Below are 16,611 nucleotides of genomic sequence, written 5' to 3'. Positions count from 1 at the left end.
GATAGCTAACTATTAGAGTATCGAACATGAGCGAACGTGCGCCTCGAGAGGTGACCGGTCTCCAGCTGCTGCGTCAGATCGGCTGGGCGCAGCGCAAGGCCGCGGAAGACTGGGTGCGCGAGCGCGGGCTCAGCTTCGAGCAGGGGTTCGTGCTCGGCTACCTCGTGGACCAGCCTGGACCGATCCAGCGCGAGATCGCCAAGGTGACGCGCACCAGCGCCGCGAGTGTGTCGAGTCTTCTGCAGGGACTCGAACGCCGTGAGCTCATTGAACGACGCTCGGAGGCCGGGGACGACCGCAGCAAGCGCATCTACGCCACGCCGGCCGGCGCCGAACTGGTCTCCGGATTCGAAGAGGCGATGGTCGCGGCAGACGAGGTCATTCTGGCGCCACTCACAGCCGCCGAGCGAAAACAGCTCGAAGCGCTGCTCACCAAGGTCACGGCCGCGCTTCCCGCACCCACTCGCTGACGACCTTCCCGAACCGCCTCCCTGAAGTCACATATCCGTCGGGCCACATGCCCGCGGATGCCTGAATCCACTTCTCCGTGCCCGGCGCACCTCTGTGCGCCGGCGCCATCTCGTCATGCCCGAAAGGAGCACGATCATGAGCACCACGAACCTCCCCACTGCCGAGGACACCGCCACAGGTGCGGCGACACCGCATACCGACCGCTGGTACCTCTCCGCCGCGCCGATCGTGCGCGCCCTCGTGCACCTCTGCGTACCCATGGCCGCCGCGATGGTCGTCGGCGCCGTCTACAACGTCATCAACGCCGGATTCATCGGCTCGCTGCACGACTCCACGCTTCTGGCCGCGATCACGTTCGGCACCCCGCTGCTCGGTCTCGTCATGGCCGTCGGCGGCGTGTTCGGCGTCGGCGGCGGCGCCCTCATCTCCCGGCTCCTCGGTGCTGCGGAGAACGATGCCGCGCAAGCAAACGAGATCAAGCACGTCTCCTCGTTCGCGGTGTGGGCATCCGTCATCACCGGCGCCGTGCTCGGCGGCATCGGACTGCTTCTGCTGCATCCGCTCGTGGGACTTCTCGGAGCGGATGCCGCCGCCGCGCCCGCAACGAGCGCCTACGTCGCCGTCATGCTCGCGTTCGTGCCCGTGCTCGCTGCAGGCTTCTGCCTGGAGCAGCTCGTGCGCGCCGAGGGCGCGGCACGGCAGTCAATGATCGGCCTCATCGCCTCGACGATCGCCAACCTCGTGTTCGACGTGCTGTTCATCCTGGTGCTGCACTGGGGCGTCGCGGGCGCCGCGCTGGCGATCGGGCTCTCGAACCTGGTCAGCGTCGCCTACTACGCGGCCTGGCTGCAGCGGAACAGCGAGCACGTCAGCCTGGCACCCCGGTGGTTCACGCTGCGGGCGAGCGTGCTGAAGCCGGTCTTCGGCGTCGGGATGGGGGAGCTGCTGCAGAGCGGATTCCTCATCGTCACGAGCCTCGTGCTCAACAACCTTGCCGTGGCGTACGGAGACGGGCCGCTGGCGGCGATGGGTGTCGCGGTACGCATCGCCCAGGTGCCCGAATTCCTCATCATGGGCATCACGATCGGTGTGCTCCCGCTGCTGGCGTACTCCTACGGCAAGGGCGACCGGAGCCGCCTGTCGTCCGCGGTGCGGGCATCCGCTGTCGCAGTCGGCGGCATCGCCGTGGTTTTCGCCTCGGTCGTGTTCCTGTTCCGCGATCAGGTGTTGTCGATCTTCTCCTCCGACCACTCGCTGCTCGCGATCGGCGTGACCATCCTCACAGCGCAGCTCGTGGCGATGATCGGCAACGGCTTCACCGGGCTGCTCACGTCGCTGTTCCAGGCGACGGCTCGCTCGACGGCCGCCATCGTCATCTCGATGGCGCAGGGTGTGCTGTTCATTCCGATCGTGATCCTCGCGAACCTCTGGTTCGGCCTGACCGGCATCATCTGGGCGCTCACGGTGACCGAGATCATCGTGCTCGCGGTCGGGATCGTGCTGTGGCTGGCCTCCCGCCGCGCCATCGCCCGCGGCCTCGACGAGGGCAGTCCCGAGCGTGCCGAGCAGGTGCTGGAGGCGGCCGAGGCCTGACGACTCGGTCCCACCCCAGTTCACGTCGCGCAGATGGCCCTCATGACGCCTCGATAAGGGCCATCTTCGCGACTTGAACGGCTCAGTTCGCGATGAGGGACGGTGCGTCGAGATCGACGGGATGCCGCATCGAGATCGACGGATGCTGTCGATTCCGCGGGAAGGTCCGCGTCGGTATGAATGAGCCCGGGTCCCGGGCGACCGCGACGGATGCCCTGTCGCGGATCACGCGAGAAGACAAGGATGAGGCCATGGCCGAATACATTCTGCTGGTGCATACCGACGAGTCCCAGATGCCGAGCGACGTCGGCGCGGACGTGAGCTCGCCGTTCCAGGAATTCATGCAGCGCAACGCCGACCGCCTGCTCAGCGGCGCGGGCCTGACCGGACGCGACACGGCAACCTCGGTGCGCCGCGACGCATCGGGTGCCGTCACCGTCACCGACGGCGTCTTCGTCGAGAGCAAGGAGGTGCTCGGCGGCTACTGGATCGTCGACGTCGCCGACCTCGACGAGGCGATCGCCCTGGCGAAGGAGGTTCCTGTCGTGAACGGCGGCGTCGAGGTGCGGCCGGTCGCCATGCGGAGCTGACATGGATCGCGCCGGCACGAACGTCCCAGCGAGCGTGGCATCCCCGGCCGCTGTTGCCACGGCGGTCGCGGATGCGCACCGCCGCGAATGGTCGTTCGTGCTGGCGGCCACCGTGCGCGTCACGGGCGATCTCGACGACGCGGAAGAAGCGGTTCAGGATGCCTACGCCCGCGCCCTCGAAACCTGGCCGGAGCGGGGCATCCCGTCGAATCCCGGCGCCTGGCTCACGACGGCGGCGAAGCGTCGCGCCCTCGATCTGCTGCGCCGTGCGGATGTCTCGCGCCGCGCCCTGCCCAAGCTCGCCGAACCCGATCAGCGGGCTGCGGCATCCGGTGCGCCCATCGCCGACGAGCCGGATGCCTCGCCCGTCGCGGATGACCGCCTGCGGCTGATCTTCACCTGCTGCCACCCCGCGCTCGCGTTCGACTCCCGCGTCGCGCTCACGCTGCGCATGGTCTGCGGCCTGAGCACTCCGGAGGTGGCGCGCGCGTTCCTCGTGTCCGAGCCCACCATGGCCGCACGGATCACCCGGGCGAAACGCAAGATCGCCCAGGCGGGCATCCCGTACCGCGTGCCGGGCGAGGCGGACATCCGCGAGCGCATCGACGGCGTGCTCGACGTTGTGCACCTCGTGTATGCCACCGGCCACACAGCGCCCGCCGGAGCGGAGCTCGTGCGCCGCGAGCTCAGCGAGCGCGGCATCGAGCTGGCCGAGCTGCTGCGCCTGCTGCTCCCCCGCGATGCGGACGTCGCCGGACTGCTCGCCCTGATCTACCTGACGGAGGCGCGCCGACCGGCGCGAACGGATGACTCGGGCGAGGAACTCCTGCTCGAGGAGCAGGACCGCGACCGATGGGATCCGCACTACATCGAACGCGGCCTCGACCAACTCTCCGTGGCGACGGATGCCCGCGACCCTGGCCGCTTCACCCTGCTGGCCGCGATCGCTGCCGTGCACGACTGCAGCCCGAGCTGGGACCAGACGGACTGGCAGCGCATCGCCCTGCTGTACGACCGGCTACGCGACCTGTGGCCATCGCCCGTCGTCGAACTGAACCGAGCGATCGCGATCGGCTTCGCGCAGGGCCCTTTCGCGGCCATGCCGCTGCTGGACGCACTCGCCATCGAACCGCAACTCGTGCGCTACCCGTACCTGCAGGCGGCGCGGGCCGACATGCTCGGCCGGCTCGGACGCCTCGAGGATGCCGCACTCGCCTACGAGGAGGCCATCGCGCTCTGCGACAACGAGCGCGAGCGGGAACGACTGCGTCGTAAGCGGCTCGCGTTGCCCGTGTGACTGCTCCCGCCGCATCCCGGCAGTGCTACAGAAGAAGTCGACGGCCAGGTGACATCCAGATAACGGGTGGATAACATGGGGACGCTGTGCCGTTCGGCGCGGTGCCCCAGAAGTGCCCCAGTAAAGCCGCCGTGAGCCTCGCGGCGGTTCCCGCTAGCCCCGAAGACCCCGCCCCCGTGACAGATCCCGTTCTCCCCGTTCGCCCAGCGACCGGGCCCGGCTCGCAGTCGAGCGCGCCCGCTGCAGGGGCGGGAGAACCAGGGACGCGGGTGTTCCTCAGCCGCCGGGAGCGCCGGGCGTTCGAGGAGGCCCAGGCGCGTAGCGCCGAAACCCAGACAGCACAGGCGCGCAGCGCCGAAGCTCAGGTAGCACAGCCGCGTAGCGCCGAAGCCCAGACAGCACAGCCGCGCAGCGCCACAGCCCAGACAGCACAGCCGCGCAGCGCCGCAGCCCAGGCGACGCAGGTCGACGTGCGCGAGACGGATGCCCGCCTCGACGATTCCCGTCGCTCCCCTGATGCCGGCCGCGTGCACCACGTGGATGTCGTCCCTGTGTCCACCCAGACCGGACGCGTCCGGCTGCGTCCCGAGGAGCTGGCCAGGTCGACGGACTCGGCACCAGTGCCCATCACCCTGCCCGGACCGGCCGCTGAGTCGCAGTCATCCGTCGCCCCGACCCGGCGCAGCGTTCGCACCACTCCGAAGCCGGCGAAGGCCACGGGTGCGAAGCCGACCAGGTCGAAGCCGGCGAAGGCCACTGCGACGAAGCGTCGCTCGCCCCTTTCGCGCATGCTGAGCAAGGCGCTGATCATGCTCGCCGCCGCTGGACTCGTGGCGACGACGGCGGTGCCGGCCTACGCCCAGTTCGAGCGGCCCACCTGGTTCGACCCCAGCACCGGCAAGACGCAGACGCTCGCAGTCGGAGCCGTGCAGAGCGGCCTGATCGACCGCAACGACTTCGCCGCGCACACGATGTCGACGGCGCTCGATTCCACGCTGGGAACCGTCGTCGCCCCAGAGGTGCAGGCCGTCGCTCAGCAGCTGATGACGGCGGTGGCCCAGGGCCGGCTCACCGGAAGCACGCCCGACCACATCTTCGAGATCCGCTATCTCGCCGCCGGCAAAGCCGTCCCGGGGTGCGGCATCGACTATCGCGTGCTGCAAGCCATCGCGTTTGCGCTCACCAAGTTCAACACCGTCGGAGTGAGCGACATCAACCGGCACTGCACCGGGCAGATCGAGGGTGCGGGCACCGCGTCAGCGCACTACGCGGACGGCGGTGGGCACGCCGTCGACTTCTTCCGGCTGAACGGGCACGCACTCACGGGCGGCGACCCCGACTCGATCAATCTGATCGAAGATCTCGACGCCGTGGTGCCGACGGATTCCACGGTCGGGCAGGTGAACTGTCGTTCGGGTCTCTCGCTCAGCCACTTCAAACAGATCGACGACACCTGCAACCACGTGCACGTCGACTTCCTCGACGCGAAGGCCGCGACGCTGCTCGGCGGCTGACAAGGCGAAGACTGACGCACGAAGGAGTGTTGATGACGACGTTCGAGGCGGAGCTCTCGTTGGACGGCAAGACGGCCACCGGCATCACGGTGCCCGAGACCGTGATCGAAGAGCTCGGCGGCGGAGGTCGCATCCCGGTCTCCGTCACCATCGGATCGGTCACGTACCCGAGCACGATCTCGCGCATGAACGGGCTGGCGAAGATCCCGGTGAGCGCGGAGATCCGCGGCAAGGCGGGCATTGAGGCCGGGCAGCTGCTCACCGTGACGGTCGAGCGCGACGACGCTCCGCGCACCGTCGAGGTGCCGCAGGAGCTGCGTGCCGCGCTCGACGAGCATCCGGATGCCGCCGCACGCTTCGCCGCGCTGTCGCCCAGCAACCAAAAGCGCTTGGCGTTGGCCGTGACGTCGGCCAAGACCGACGAGACCAGGCAGCGCCGGCTCACCGCGGTGCTCGCCGAGCTTCAGGGCTGACCGCTTCGCAACCGGTCTCGCCGGCGGATGAGCTCGGCGATCTCAGCCGTGTTGCCGGCCAGTGCGATGGCGCGGTCATACGCGTCGCGCGACTCCTGCGTGCGTCCCAGCCGTCGCAGCAGGTCCGCTCGGGCGGCATGATAGGCGTGGTATCCGGCCAGTGCGTCGTCGAGGGCTTCGATCGAGGCCAGTCCGGCATCGGGCCCGTCGAGTTCGGCAAGTGCGATGGCCCGGTTGAGCGCGACGATCGGCGACGGGTCGAGACGAACGAGGTGGTCGTAGAGCGCGACCACCTGTGACCAGTCGGTCTTAGCGAAGGCCGGTGCGGAGGTGTGCACGGCGTTGATCGCCGCCAGTATCTGAAAGCGCCCGGGTGCCTCGCCGGCGGCGAGCCGGTCGCGCACCAACCGATGTCCCTTCGCGAGCAGTGTCGCATCCCACGCATCGCGATCCTGTTCGTCGAGGCTGACCAGCTGCCCATCGGTCGAGACCCGCGCATCGCGCCGCGCCTCCGTGAGGATCATCAGAGCGAGCAAGCCGGCCACCTCGCCGTCGCGCGGAACAAGGTCGTGAAGCATCCGGGTCAGTCGGATCGCCTCGTCGGTCAGTTCGCGGCGCACCGGATCGGTGTTCGGACCGGTCGCCAGGTAACCCTCGTTGAAGACGAGGTAGAGCACGGTGAGGACGCCGGACATCCGCGCGGGCAGGTCCTCGGCCTTCGGCACCCGGTAGGGGATGCCGGCCGCCTTGATCTTGGCCTTAGCTCGGGTGATCCGCTGCCCCATGGTGCTCTCCTGCACCAGAAAGGCTCGCGCGATCTCCGGCATGGTCAGCCCCCCGACCATGCGCAGGGTGAGCGCGACTCGTGCCTCCATCGCGAGTGCCGGGTGGCAGCACGTGAAGATCAGGCGGAGCCGGTCGTCGTCGATGACGCCGAGAGGCTCCGGCGGCTCGTCGTGGAGCATCCATGCCTCCCTCTGCTTGTCATCGCGCTTGTTCTCGCGGCGGATGCGATCGATCGCCTTACGCACGGCTGTCGTGGTCAACCACGCGCCGGGGTTCGGCGGCACGCCGTGCGCCGGCCACCGTTCGACAGCGGTCGCGAACGCCTCGGCCGCGGCATCTTCGGCGATGCCCAGATCACCGAAACGTCTCGCGAGGGATGCGACCACGCGCGCCCACTCCTCCCGGTGGGCCAGCGTGATCGCCTCCGCGGCGTCGCTCACTGGAACGGCCGCACCTCGATCTTGCGATCGCAGACCCTCGACGCCTCGGTCGCGAGTGCCAGCGCCACATCCAGGTCCGGTGCCTCCCAGACCCAGACGCCGGCGAGGTACTCCTTCGACTCGATGAACGGTCCGTCGCTGACGACCGGATGCTCGCCCCGGTTGTCGATGACGGTCGCGGCGTCAGGGCTCGCGAGCCCGCCCGCGAAGACCCAGTGGCCCTCAGCGATCAGTCGTTCGTTGAACTTGCTGATGGCGGGACGCCTGTCGGTGCTGCCCGGGTCGGCCTTGTTGTCGATCACGGATACCAAGTACTGCATCTGAAGATCATCTCCTTCGTGAAGTGTCACGCCGTCGCGTACTGCGGGCGGCCCGCCGGCCGGTAGCGCTGGATCGCGACGCCCTTCGAGTCGATGCGGGACTCGAGCAGCTCGAGCGCGAGATCCGGACCGGACTCCGGGAACAGCCGTGCACCCAGGCCGACGATCACCGGGATGACGATCATGGCCATCTCGTCGACCAGCTCGTTCGCCAGCAACCACCGGATGAGGGCGCCGCTTCCGTGCACCTGCAGCTCGCCGCCCGGAGCGGCCTTCAACTCTTCGATCGCCGCAGCGAGATCGCTGCCGAGCACGATGGTGTTCGCCCACTGCGGCGCCGACAGAGTGGTGGAGGCGACGTACTTCGGCGTCCCATTCAGCGCCACCCCGATCGGATGCGCGCGCATGCTCTCGTCGGATCCCCACGAGCCGGCGAACAGCTCGTATGTGCGCCTGCCGAAGAGAAAGGCTTCGGCGTTCTGGTAGGTCTGCGTGATGAACGCCCTGGTGTCGTCGTCGCCCTTGCCGAGCGCCCACCCACCGCGCTCGAACCCGTTCGGGTGGTCGCGGGTCGGTGCTCCGTTGTTCTGGATCACGCCGTCGATGGAGATCTGGGTCATGGTGGTCAGCTTCATGGTCACGCTTCCTCTGCCTCGGCACCGCCCCTTGTGGGCGGTCTCACCGGTGCTACGAACGCGACGGACCTGATCCGACATCGTCGTGGGAATTCGTGATGAGCTCCCGTCATTTCGCGGCGCTCCCCGCGCGGCGGGTGGCGTTCGGGGTCTCGCCGAGCACGGTGCTGTAGCGGCGGGAGAAGTGAGCGTAGTCCGCGTACCCGAGCTGCGCCGCGAGCGCGCTGAGGTCGGTCTCCGGCTCCTGGTAGAGCGTGACCGCGGCGGCCTGCAGCCGTCGGCATTCGATGAGCCACTTGGGACCGAGCCCGAGGTACTCCCGCACCGTGCGCTCCAGCGTGCGGGGTGCGACCTCGAGGCGCGCTGCCAGTTCCGAGGCACGGTTGATGGATGCCTCCATCTCTGCCAGACGGCACGCCTCGTCGACGAGGCGGTCGCGCTCGCCCACGCACTCGGCGTACGGGAGCAGCCAGTTTGTCAGCGCCTGGACGAGCGGCTCGCGCGACCGCTGCGCCATGGCATCCGCGATCCGCTCGACCGGGGCGTCGTCGAGTGGGACGCCCTCGGCCGGCACGGCCCGTGGCAGCACACCGTGCCCATCGAGCAGGATGCGTCCAGCGCTCGGTCGCAGCAGCACGCCGACCGCCGAGCCGCGGCCTTCGAGGCGGCGAACGCTCACCCGTCCGGTCGGCGGGAACAGGCCGCCCGTCACGGCATCCCCAGCCGCGCCCTCGACGACCACGTTGAACGCCGGGTACGTCAGCACGCGCTGGTCGACCGTCTCGCCGTCCGCGACATCCCAGCGCACCATCCAGACATGCCGCACGAGCTCGTCCAGCGCCGAAGGCAGCGTGAATCGGTCGAACACGGCGCGCGGGTCGCCCGGGTTGAGGTGCCCGCGCGAGCGCGGTGCGGCATCCGCCATCGTCTTCCCCGTCATGCGCGTCGCTCGATGTCGCAAAAGTACAAGACGGCACCGACTGCCGATGCGTAGCGTCGAACGCATGAGTGAGAACACCACGACCGAGCGCGTCACGGCGGCGAACGGCCCGCACACGACCAACGGGATGCCGCACGGATCCACCTCGATCACACCCCACATCGTCGTTCACGACGCCGCCGAGGCGCTCGACTTCTATCGCGACGTCTTCGGCGCCCGCGTGCTCGACGTCACCCGTTTACCCGGTGGCGACGGCATCGCGCACGCCGTCGTCGACTTCGGGAACGGCATGCTCACGCTGAGCGACCCGCTCGAGTCCGTCGGACTCGTCGCCCTCGACGACCCCGAACGCCGCCCGTACTCGCTCGCCGTCTATGTGACCGACTGCGACGCGGTGACGGATGCCGCGGCATCCGCCGGCGCGACAGTCCGGGAACAGCCGGCAACGTTCGTCACCGGCGACAGGTACTCGTCGATCCTCGACCCGTTCGGAGTGCGGTGGGCGGTGATGACCCGCGTCGAAGACCTGTCGTTCGAGGAGAGCGCCGCCCGCGTGGCAGCGTGGGCTCAGGAGCAGAGTTAGAGCGCAGGAGCAGAGCTGAAGCTCAGGAGCAGAGTCAAGGATCAGACGCCGCCGAGGGTCGGCCGGCCGACGCGGACCGGAGTGGAGTTCTTGCGGAATAGTTCTAAGCGATATATCGTTGACGTGTCTTAGATAGTCACGTTAGGAGATTCGCTATGAGAAACGACTACTTCCACGGCGACGAACACCGTCGCCACCACGACCACCCGGCACGCCCGTCCTTCGGCGGGGACCCCTGCGGAGGCGCACCTCGCCGGCATCACCACGATGCCGCGGACGGACACGGCTCGGCCCACCATGGTGCTGGCCGAGGCGAGCCGGGCTTCGAGCACGGGGCGAACGCGGAGGGTGGCCCGGGTGAGGGCCACGGCGGTCCAGAGGGCTTCGCAGGCTTCGGCCCACGCGGCTTTGGCTACGGACGCCGCGGCTTCGGCCCCACGTTCGACCCCCGCGGGTTCGATCCGGCCGCGTTCGCCGCGTTCGGCGGCCGAGGGCGCAAGCGTGCGTCCCGCGGAGACATCCGTGCGGCCATCCTGAGCCTGCTCGCCGAGGAGCCCAAGAACGGCTACGCGCTGATCAAGGCCATCGCCGAGAAGACCGACGGCCTGTGGAAGCCGAGCCCCGGCTCGGTGTACCCCACGTTGCAGCAGCTGGTCGACGAGGAGCTGGTGGAGGCGACCGGTGACGGCCGTCGCACCGACTACGCGCTGACGGATGCCGGCAAGGCCTACGTCGCAGAGCACCAGTCGGAGCTCGACGCGGCATGGCAGGCCGCGCCCGGGCTGAGCGCCTCAGGCGCCGCGCTGCACGAGGCCGTCGGCAAGCTCATGGGCGTGGTGCATCAATACCGGTTCGCCGCGACCGACGAGCAGCGCAAGCAGGCCGCCGAGAAGATCGATGAGCTGCGCAAGGCGCTGTACCTGATCCTCGCGGAGTGATCTGCAGCCCGGCCGCGCGTGTGCGGCCGTCGTCGAGCCACCCGGAAAACGTCGCGCCACCCGGAAATCTGCCCAGATTTCGGGGTGGCTCGGCAATACCCGGGTGGCTCGCTGCGGCTCAGCCCACGACGTCGCCGTCCAGGTAATACCAGCGGCCGTGCTCGCGCACGAAGCGGCTGCGCTCGTGCAGCACACCGCCGTCGCGGGCGCGTCCGGGCGCGGGCAGGATGCGCCAGAACGCGCGGAACTCCACCTCGCCTCTTTCGCCGTCGGTATCGGTGTCGAGGATGTCCAGCCGCCGCCACTCCATGGCGGGGTCGAGATCGAGCGAGGCGGGACGGGTCGACGGATGCCATGTCGCCAGCAGATACTCCACGTCACCCACCGCGAACGCCGAGTAGCGCGACCGCATCAGCGTCTCCGGAGTGGACGCGATCGAGTCGCCGCGGTGCAGGCATCCGCAGCACTCGTCGTACCTCTCGCCGCTGCCGCACGGGCATGGGGCGGTGCCGTCGTTTGCACTCCCGCTCATTCGCTCTCCCGCATCCCGCTCGACCGGCAGGCCGCGTGGGCTACCCATCGAGATCGCGTTTCACTGGCGAAGAATGTCGTTCCAGAGCAACGCATCAGCATCTTCTGTCAGTCAAACGAGATCTCGGTCCTGTCCGCAACGCGAGCTCACGGCTCGGGCAGCGGGGTCGCTTCGAGGGTGCCGGCAAGCATCCGCTCGTTCAACTCGGCCAGCTGCCGGGTGAACAACGCCGCTCCACCCTGCGCCGGATGACGCAACGCCGGTGCCGCGATGCCCGCCGCCTCCAGCGCGCCCTGCGCCTTGCGCCCGACCGCCGCGATCGTGCGCACGCCGAAAGCCCGCGCGAGCTCGAGTCCGACCGGCGCTCCCGCGCGCACCTCGGGCGAACGCGGCGCGCGGTTGGTGCGCCGCTCGCCCGCCACGAACGGATGGTTCGGATAGACCGACCACAGCAGCGGCAGCGGTCCGCGCCAGGATTTCAACGCGGCCCAGACCACCCGCGATGACGCCTCCCAGGGGGCATCCGGATGCTTCGGCAGTTCGAGCCCGTCGCCCTCGGGTCGTCCGCTGATCAGGCCTGGACGGGTGTGCACCTCGCGCACGCTGGTGAACGGAACGCCGCTCACGGTCATGCCGCGGTGCCCTGGCGCCTCGCCGAGGAGCAGGATCTGCGGTTCCACCTCCGCCATCAGGCCGAGGTACCGCAGCAGGTTCCGCCGTCGGAGCGCACCGTGCGGGGTGCCGGCGTCGTACAGGAACTCCGCATCGTCGGGTGTCTGGGCGGCGACGGCATCCAGTGCGGCGAGGAACCGCGTGAGATCGGGCTCGCGACGCACACCGCCCACAGCCTCCGCAGCGATATCGGGCTCGCTCACTCCTTCTCGCGCAGCCAGTGCGAGCGCTTGAACGTGCGACCCCACCACGCGGTCAGGCCCTCGCCCTGGTACTGCTCCGGGTCGGCCTCCAGCACCGCGTCGCCCTCGGGCGCCGGGAGCCCGGCCACCTCCGACGCGTCGATCGACGTCGCGACCCCGTCGGTCGTGATCGAGGTGACCTGGTTCGCATCCACGAACCGCAGCCCGTGGTGAGTGCGCACGGCGAGGCCGTCGAAGAGGTCGAGCGAGGCATCCTGCAGCACGTGCTCCACGGTGCCGAGCTCGTCGCCACCGGATGTGGTCACGCGAGCACCCTTCTGGAGCGCTGTGTAGGCGATGGGTTCGGGCATGGATGCCACCATACGCCGCAACACCGGGTGGCAATCTCTCCGACGTGTGACGTCCGCGCTCGTTCTCGACGGCTCCCGGGTCTGCGGTGAAGGCGGCCGGCAACTGTTAGCGTGCTGTGGGCAAGCATCCGTGATTCTGGGGGGATTAGCGATGCGGTGGGGGCGTGCAGCGTCGGTCGTCGCGCTCGTCGCGCTCGTCGTGATCGGCGTCGTCGGCATCACCGTCGCGCCGCTGCAGCAGAGCCCGGTCGCGACCTCGCGGTATGCGTTCCTCGACGCGATGTCATCGGGCAAACAGGATGCCTACCTCGAGAAGCACCCGGACGCCGCGGTCGGGCTGCTCAACCTTCACCCCGAGGCGAATGCGGCCGCGTGGCGCGACTTTCCTAAGGACCTGCGCCACGACCTCGCCGAGACCCTGCCGTCGCTCATCGGTGGGATGGAGGGTGTCGACTACGCGTCGCGCGACGTCGCGAACCGAGCGTGGCTGGCATCCCTCATCGCGTCGACGCAGCGTGCCGTGAAGAGGCATCCGTCGAATGCCGTCGCGCAGCAGAAACTGAGGTGCCTGCTCGCCGTCAGGGCGGCGTTGAAGGTGCACAAGCCGCGCCGGTACCTGGTCGACCTCACGGACGACCCGAAGCCGCTCGCCGCCATCGCGATCGGTAACCCTGACAAGGCGAGCATCGTCTCGTTCACCGTGCCAGGCATGGGCACGTACAGCGACGACATGCAGCTCTGGGCGGAGGGTGCGCAGAATCTCTACGACGCGCAGGGCGAAGCGGGCGCGACGAAGAAGCGGGCGACCGTCGCCTGGATCGGCTACGTCACGCCGCCGCCCGGCATCGATGCGGCGCTCGGCCAGTACGCGCACATCGGGGCGCAGAACCTGGTCGAGGCGCTCGAGGGGTTCTGGGCGACCCGGGGCAAGAAGGCTCGCGACAAGGTGACGCTCAACGTCGTCGCGCACTCGTACGGCACGACGACCGCGGCGGATGCCCTCGCCGCGAAAGACCTAGGCGTGTACTCCTTCGTGATGCTGGGCTCCGCGGGCATCGAGCAGAGCGTCGGCTCGGCGCGCCAGCTGCACGCCAAGCATGTCTACGCGGGCGAAGCGACCGGCGACACCGAGGCGAGGTGGGGGCGCATCTCGCGCATCGACCCGCGCTCGCCGTCGTTCGGTGCCATCCCACTCGCGGTCGACGGCGACCCGAACAAAGACGAGTTGCCGGTGACCGGCCACACGCCCATCCTGCACTCCGACTGGAACGACAACCCCATGTCGAGTGCGTGGGCGAAGTTCACGAACGTCGACGAGTTCGCCCAGAAGTATCTGGATCACATCCAGACGTACGGGTATCTGGATGCCGGCACCGAGTCGATCGCGAACGTCGCCGCGGTCACGGTGCCGCTGCGCCACACCGACGCCCACGACGCGACGGTGTCGCCGCGCGGCTGAGCCCGTGCCCCTTCACCGGGGAGTGACGCTCAGCGCGTGACAGTCGCTGCTGCTTTGCTGCCGGGAAAGAGGAGTACGGCTAGTGCGGCGCCGATCGCCGCTCCGATGAGTTGCGCGGGTAGCCGGCATCGGCGGAAAGCGAGGTCGCGGCGATGCCGGAGCCGACCACGGCGAGGGTGAGCATGCCGGTGCCCAGCAGCTCGGCGATGCACGCGCGCCAGAGCGGATGCCGCCTCGTCATTCAGACGGTCGTCAGTAGGCCGGCGACTGCGTTCAGCGCACCGGGAACAAGGCGGTAGTAGTGCCAGGTGCCGCGCTTGGTCACGGTGAGATATCCCGCGTCGACCAGCACCTTCAAGTGATGCGAAACGGTGGATTGGCTCAATCCGAGCGGGTCGGTCAGATCGCACACGCACGCCTCGCTGTCTGCGTGCGCGGCCACCATCGACACCAGTCGCAGCCGGGCCGGGTCCGCCAACGCCTTCAACGACTTCGCCAGGGACTCCGCGTTGACGGTGTCGATGGGCTCGCGGGTGATCGGGGCACAGCACGCTTGCAGATCGCGGATCGGCAGGAGTTCGGTGACGGACATGAGACCAGTCTCGCATATAGATTGACAGACATCGATGTTTAATCGCAGACTGTCTGCATCGACATCCGTCGATGGAAGGAAGGTTGATCATGACCGGTTGTTGTGACCCGGAAGAGGGCTGCTGCGAGCCTGGCTGCTGCTGACCCCTTCGACCGGCCGCCACATCACCGTGGCGGCCGGTCCACCTGATCACCGGAGAAAAGATGACCGAGCGTTACGAGGATTGGGATCTCACCGACCCCGCGGGACTTCCGCTCGAGAGAGTACGCCCGGTCCGGGACGAGATTCGCCGGCGGGTCGAAGCGTTGGTCGCAGAGCTTTACGCGGAGTAGCGGCGCCGCTTACTCTCGACCCACCGAAAGGAGGCGACATGGCGATCACCATCCGGCCGATGCGAGCCGACGACTGGCCCGCAGTGGAACGGATCTACCAGCAAGGCATCGACACTGGGAATGCGACGTTCGAATCCAAGCCGCCGACCTGGGCCGAATTCGACTACGAGAAGGTTGACAACCCGCGACTGGTCGCGGAGCGCGATAACCAGGTGGTCGGTTGGGCCGCCGCCACCCGAGTCTCCTCGCGCTGCGTCTACGAGGGTGTCATCGAACACTCCGTCTATGTGGAGGAAGACGAGCGTGGTCGCGGGATCGGCCGGGCCCTGCTCGATGCGTTCGTGACCGCCTCCGAAGCCGAGGGGATCTGGACCGTGCAGTCGGGCATATTCCCCGAGAACCGATCAAGCCTCGCGCTGCACGCCGCAGTCGGATTCCGCACCGTCGGGGTACGCGAACGCGTCGGCAAGATGGGGTTCGGTCCCTACGCCGGCCAATGGCGCGACGTCGTGATGATCGAACGGCGCAGCACCGCGGCCGGCCGATAGCGGTGCATGCCGATGCTCACCCCACCTCGTCGGGCGTCTCGGGCGCCGGCTCGTGGGGCCGCGCGGACCACACCGCGCCGATGCTCGCACCGATCACGAGTAGCACTGCGACCACGCCCACCCACGTGAACCGCTGCCCGAGAAGCACGAGCCCCGCGAGCGCCGCCGTCGCGGGCGCCAGGCTCATCAGCGTGGCGAACGTCGAGGCGTGCAGGTGCCGCAGTGCGAGCAGTTCCAGCCCGTACGGAATCGTGGACGACAGCAGCGCCACCGCTGCACCGAGCAGCAGCACCTCGGGTCGCAACAGGGCCGATCCAGCCGAGACGATCCCGAACGGTGCAGACGCGATGGCGCCGATGGCCATCGCTATCGCCAGGCCGTCGAACTTGGCGAACCGCCTGCCGGTCTGGCGCGACAGCAGGATATAGAACGCCCAGGACGTACCCGCTCCCGCGGCGAACAGGACGCCCACGAGATCGAGGTGGCCGAAGCTGCCGTCGCCGAGCAGCACCACGCCCATCGCGGCCAATCCCGCCCACAGCCACGCGACGGCCTTGCGTGCCGCCACCACCGACAGCACCAGGGGCCCGAGCACCTCGATCGTGACCGCGGCGCCCAGCGGGATGCGGTCGAGCGACAGGTAGAACAAGCCGTTCATCAGTGCCAGCACAAGGCCGAAGGCGGCCACGGTCATCCAGGAGCCGAGACGGATGCCCCGCAGCCGTGGCCGCGCGATGGGCAGTAGGATCGCGGCCGAGAACAGCACCCGCAGAAACACCATTCCGAGCGAACCGACCTGCGGGAACAGCAGCACCGCGATGGATGCCCCGACCTCCTGGCACACCAGCCCGGCCACCACGAGTGCCGCATACCGTGCGCCGCCAGAGGCCGTACCGCCCGCGGTCAGGTCACCGGATGCCGCACCGCCGGTCGCGCCCTCGCTGGTCACTTCACGGACTCGTCGCCGGCATCCGCCTGCCAGACGCGCGTGCCGCTCGGCGGCTCCTCGCGGAGCCGTCGCATTGCGGCGACGAAGGGCGCCATGCTCTGCGAGTCCGCCCGGTAGCGGTGCGCCGTGCGGGAGATCGTGATCGTGACGATGTCGACGTCCGTCCCCGTCGTGACATCCGTCTCGACGTCGCCGTCGATCAGCACGAAGTCGGGCGCGTCGTGCGGGTCGCCGGACGCGAACACGAGCCACTCCTCGGTGAGGCCGAGCTCGCCATCCACCCACCGCCCCTCACGCAGAGCGGATGCAGCAACCGGCTCCGTCACCAGGAACTGGTTGCGCGGCAGCAACTGCTCGACGTGCACGCGTCGCACCGGCTCGCTCACTGCGGCTC

The 16,611-nt window shown here is 68.9% G+C and carries 21 protein-coding genes and 1 pseudogene; 11 read left to right on the top strand and 11 right to left on the bottom strand.

What is annotated here, in order from left to right:
- The first annotated feature begins 26 nt into the window (after nucleotides 1-26).
- From ACYVI5_RS17525 to ACYVI5_RS17500, 6 genes are all read left to right on the top strand, one after another.
- Nucleotides 27-470, top strand: a complete 444-nt coding sequence (locus ACYVI5_RS17525; protein WP_460581374.1) for a MarR family winged helix-turn-helix transcriptional regulator — start codon at nucleotides 27-29, stop codon at nucleotides 468-470.
- A gap of 136 nt (nucleotides 471-606) precedes the next feature.
- On the top strand, nucleotides 607-2,064 hold the full coding sequence (locus ACYVI5_RS17520) for an MATE family efflux transporter (protein WP_460581373.1): 1,458 nt from the start codon (nucleotides 607-609) through the stop codon (nucleotides 2,062-2,064).
- A gap of 251 nt (nucleotides 2,065-2,315) precedes the next feature.
- Nucleotides 2,316-2,654 (top strand): YciI family protein, encoded by a 339-nt coding sequence (locus ACYVI5_RS17515; protein WP_460581372.1) that lies wholly within the window; start codon nucleotides 2,316-2,318, stop codon nucleotides 2,652-2,654.
- 1 nt (nucleotide 2,655) lies between these two features.
- The gene (locus ACYVI5_RS17510) at nucleotides 2,656-3,951 is read left to right on the top strand and encodes an RNA polymerase sigma factor (RefSeq protein ID WP_460581371.1); all 1,296 of its coding nucleotides are present in this window, start codon (nucleotides 2,656-2,658) and stop codon (nucleotides 3,949-3,951) included.
- A gap of 176 nt (nucleotides 3,952-4,127) precedes the next feature.
- On the top strand, nucleotides 4,128-5,465 hold the full coding sequence (locus ACYVI5_RS17505) for a hypothetical protein (protein WP_460581370.1): 1,338 nt from the start codon (nucleotides 4,128-4,130) through the stop codon (nucleotides 5,463-5,465).
- Between the two features lie 32 nt (nucleotides 5,466-5,497).
- Complete coding sequence (locus ACYVI5_RS17500) at nucleotides 5,498-5,938, top strand: YdeI/OmpD-associated family protein (protein ID WP_460581369.1); 441 nt, start codon at nucleotides 5,498-5,500, stop codon at nucleotides 5,936-5,938.
- Here the strand turns inward: ACYVI5_RS17500 and ACYVI5_RS17495 are convergent.
- From ACYVI5_RS17495 to ACYVI5_RS17480, 4 genes are all read right to left on the bottom strand, one after another.
- The gene (locus tag ACYVI5_RS17495; RefSeq protein ID WP_460581368.1) at nucleotides 5,929-7,164 is read right to left on the bottom strand and encodes an RNA polymerase sigma factor; all 1,236 of its coding nucleotides are present in this window, start codon (nucleotides 7,162-7,164) and stop codon (nucleotides 5,929-5,931) included. The two genes, ACYVI5_RS17500 and ACYVI5_RS17495, sit on opposite strands and share 10 nt — an antisense overlap.
- Nucleotides 7,161-7,484, bottom strand: a complete 324-nt coding sequence (locus tag ACYVI5_RS17490; RefSeq protein ID WP_460535526.1) for a YciI family protein — start codon at nucleotides 7,482-7,484, stop codon at nucleotides 7,161-7,163. The genes ACYVI5_RS17495 and ACYVI5_RS17490 overlap by 4 nt, the downstream gene beginning before the upstream one ends.
- A 26-nt stretch (nucleotides 7,485-7,510) precedes the next feature.
- Nucleotides 7,511-8,119 (bottom strand): dihydrofolate reductase family protein, encoded by a 609-nt coding sequence (locus tag ACYVI5_RS17485; protein WP_460581367.1) that lies wholly within the window; start codon nucleotides 8,117-8,119, stop codon nucleotides 7,511-7,513.
- Between the two features lie 109 nt (nucleotides 8,120-8,228).
- Nucleotides 8,229-9,059, bottom strand: coding sequence for a helix-turn-helix domain-containing protein (locus ACYVI5_RS17480; RefSeq protein WP_460581366.1), 831 nt, complete (start codon nucleotides 9,057-9,059; stop codon nucleotides 8,229-8,231).
- A 64-nt stretch (nucleotides 9,060-9,123) separates the two neighbouring features.
- Between ACYVI5_RS17480 and ACYVI5_RS17475 the strand changes: the two genes are divergently transcribed.
- Entirely contained in the window at nucleotides 9,124-9,642 is a 519-nt protein-coding gene (locus ACYVI5_RS17475; protein WP_460581365.1) for a VOC family protein, read from the top strand.
- A gap of 155 nt (nucleotides 9,643-9,797) precedes the next feature.
- Nucleotides 9,798-10,580 (top strand): PadR family transcriptional regulator, encoded by a 783-nt coding sequence (locus ACYVI5_RS17470; RefSeq protein ID WP_460581364.1) that lies wholly within the window; start codon nucleotides 9,798-9,800, stop codon nucleotides 10,578-10,580.
- Nucleotides 10,581-10,698: 118 nt separating this feature from the next.
- Here ACYVI5_RS17470 and ACYVI5_RS17465 read toward each other — a convergent pair whose 3' ends face one another.
- The 3 genes from ACYVI5_RS17465 to ACYVI5_RS17455 form a co-directional block, all read right to left on the bottom strand.
- Nucleotides 10,699-11,112, bottom strand: a complete 414-nt coding sequence (locus ACYVI5_RS17465; protein WP_460581363.1) for a YchJ family protein — start codon at nucleotides 11,110-11,112, stop codon at nucleotides 10,699-10,701.
- 146 nt (nucleotides 11,113-11,258) lie between these two features.
- Complete coding sequence (locus tag ACYVI5_RS17460) at nucleotides 11,259-11,987, bottom strand: uracil-DNA glycosylase (protein WP_460581362.1); 729 nt, start codon at nucleotides 11,985-11,987, stop codon at nucleotides 11,259-11,261.
- Nucleotides 11,984-12,337: a hypothetical protein gene (locus ACYVI5_RS17455; RefSeq protein WP_460581361.1), complete on the bottom strand. Its 354-nt coding sequence runs from the start codon at nucleotides 12,335-12,337 to the stop codon at nucleotides 11,984-11,986. Before ACYVI5_RS17455 ends, ACYVI5_RS17460 begins: the two co-directional genes overlap by 4 nt.
- A 151-nt stretch (nucleotides 12,338-12,488) precedes the next feature.
- On the opposite strand from ACYVI5_RS17455, the gene ACYVI5_RS17450 reads away from it, so the two are divergent.
- Entirely contained in the window at nucleotides 12,489-13,796 is a 1,308-nt protein-coding gene (locus ACYVI5_RS17450; RefSeq protein WP_460581360.1) for an alpha/beta hydrolase family protein, read from the top strand.
- Between the two features lie 79 nt (nucleotides 13,797-13,875).
- Here the strand turns inward: ACYVI5_RS17450 and ACYVI5_RS17445 are convergent, their stop codons facing one another.
- Together ACYVI5_RS17445 and ACYVI5_RS17440 are read right to left on the bottom strand one after the other, a co-directional pair.
- Entirely contained in the window at nucleotides 13,876-14,037 is a 162-nt protein-coding gene (locus tag ACYVI5_RS17445) for a hypothetical protein (RefSeq protein ID WP_460581359.1), read from the bottom strand.
- Nucleotides 14,038-14,388, bottom strand: a complete 351-nt coding sequence (locus ACYVI5_RS17440; protein ID WP_460581358.1) for an ArsR/SmtB family transcription factor — start codon at nucleotides 14,386-14,388, stop codon at nucleotides 14,038-14,040.
- A 209-nt stretch (nucleotides 14,389-14,597) separates the two neighbouring features.
- Here ACYVI5_RS17440 and ACYVI5_RS17435 point away from each other — a divergent pair.
- A pseudogene (locus ACYVI5_RS17435) lies at nucleotides 14,598-14,720 on the top strand (heat-shock protein HtpX); the annotation flags it as partial.
- A 38-nt stretch (nucleotides 14,721-14,758) separates the two neighbouring features.
- Nucleotides 14,759-15,268 (top strand): GNAT family N-acetyltransferase, encoded by a 510-nt coding sequence (locus ACYVI5_RS17430; protein ID WP_460581357.1) that lies wholly within the window; start codon nucleotides 14,759-14,761, stop codon nucleotides 15,266-15,268.
- 16 nt (nucleotides 15,269-15,284) lie between these two features.
- On the opposite strand, the gene ACYVI5_RS17425 is transcribed toward ACYVI5_RS17430, so the two are convergent.
- Nucleotides 15,285-16,175, bottom strand: a complete 891-nt coding sequence (locus ACYVI5_RS17425) for an EamA family transporter (RefSeq protein ID WP_460581586.1) — start codon at nucleotides 16,173-16,175, stop codon at nucleotides 15,285-15,287.
- A gap of 38 nt (nucleotides 16,176-16,213) precedes the next feature.
- Nucleotides 16,214-16,603 (bottom strand): hypothetical protein, encoded by a 390-nt coding sequence (locus tag ACYVI5_RS17420; protein WP_460581356.1) that lies wholly within the window; start codon nucleotides 16,601-16,603, stop codon nucleotides 16,214-16,216.
- Nucleotides 16,604-16,611 lie beyond the last annotated feature (8 nt).

Source organism: Humibacter ginsengisoli, assembly GCF_054780095.1.
This window is presented reverse-complemented; position numbering and strand designations above follow the sequence as displayed.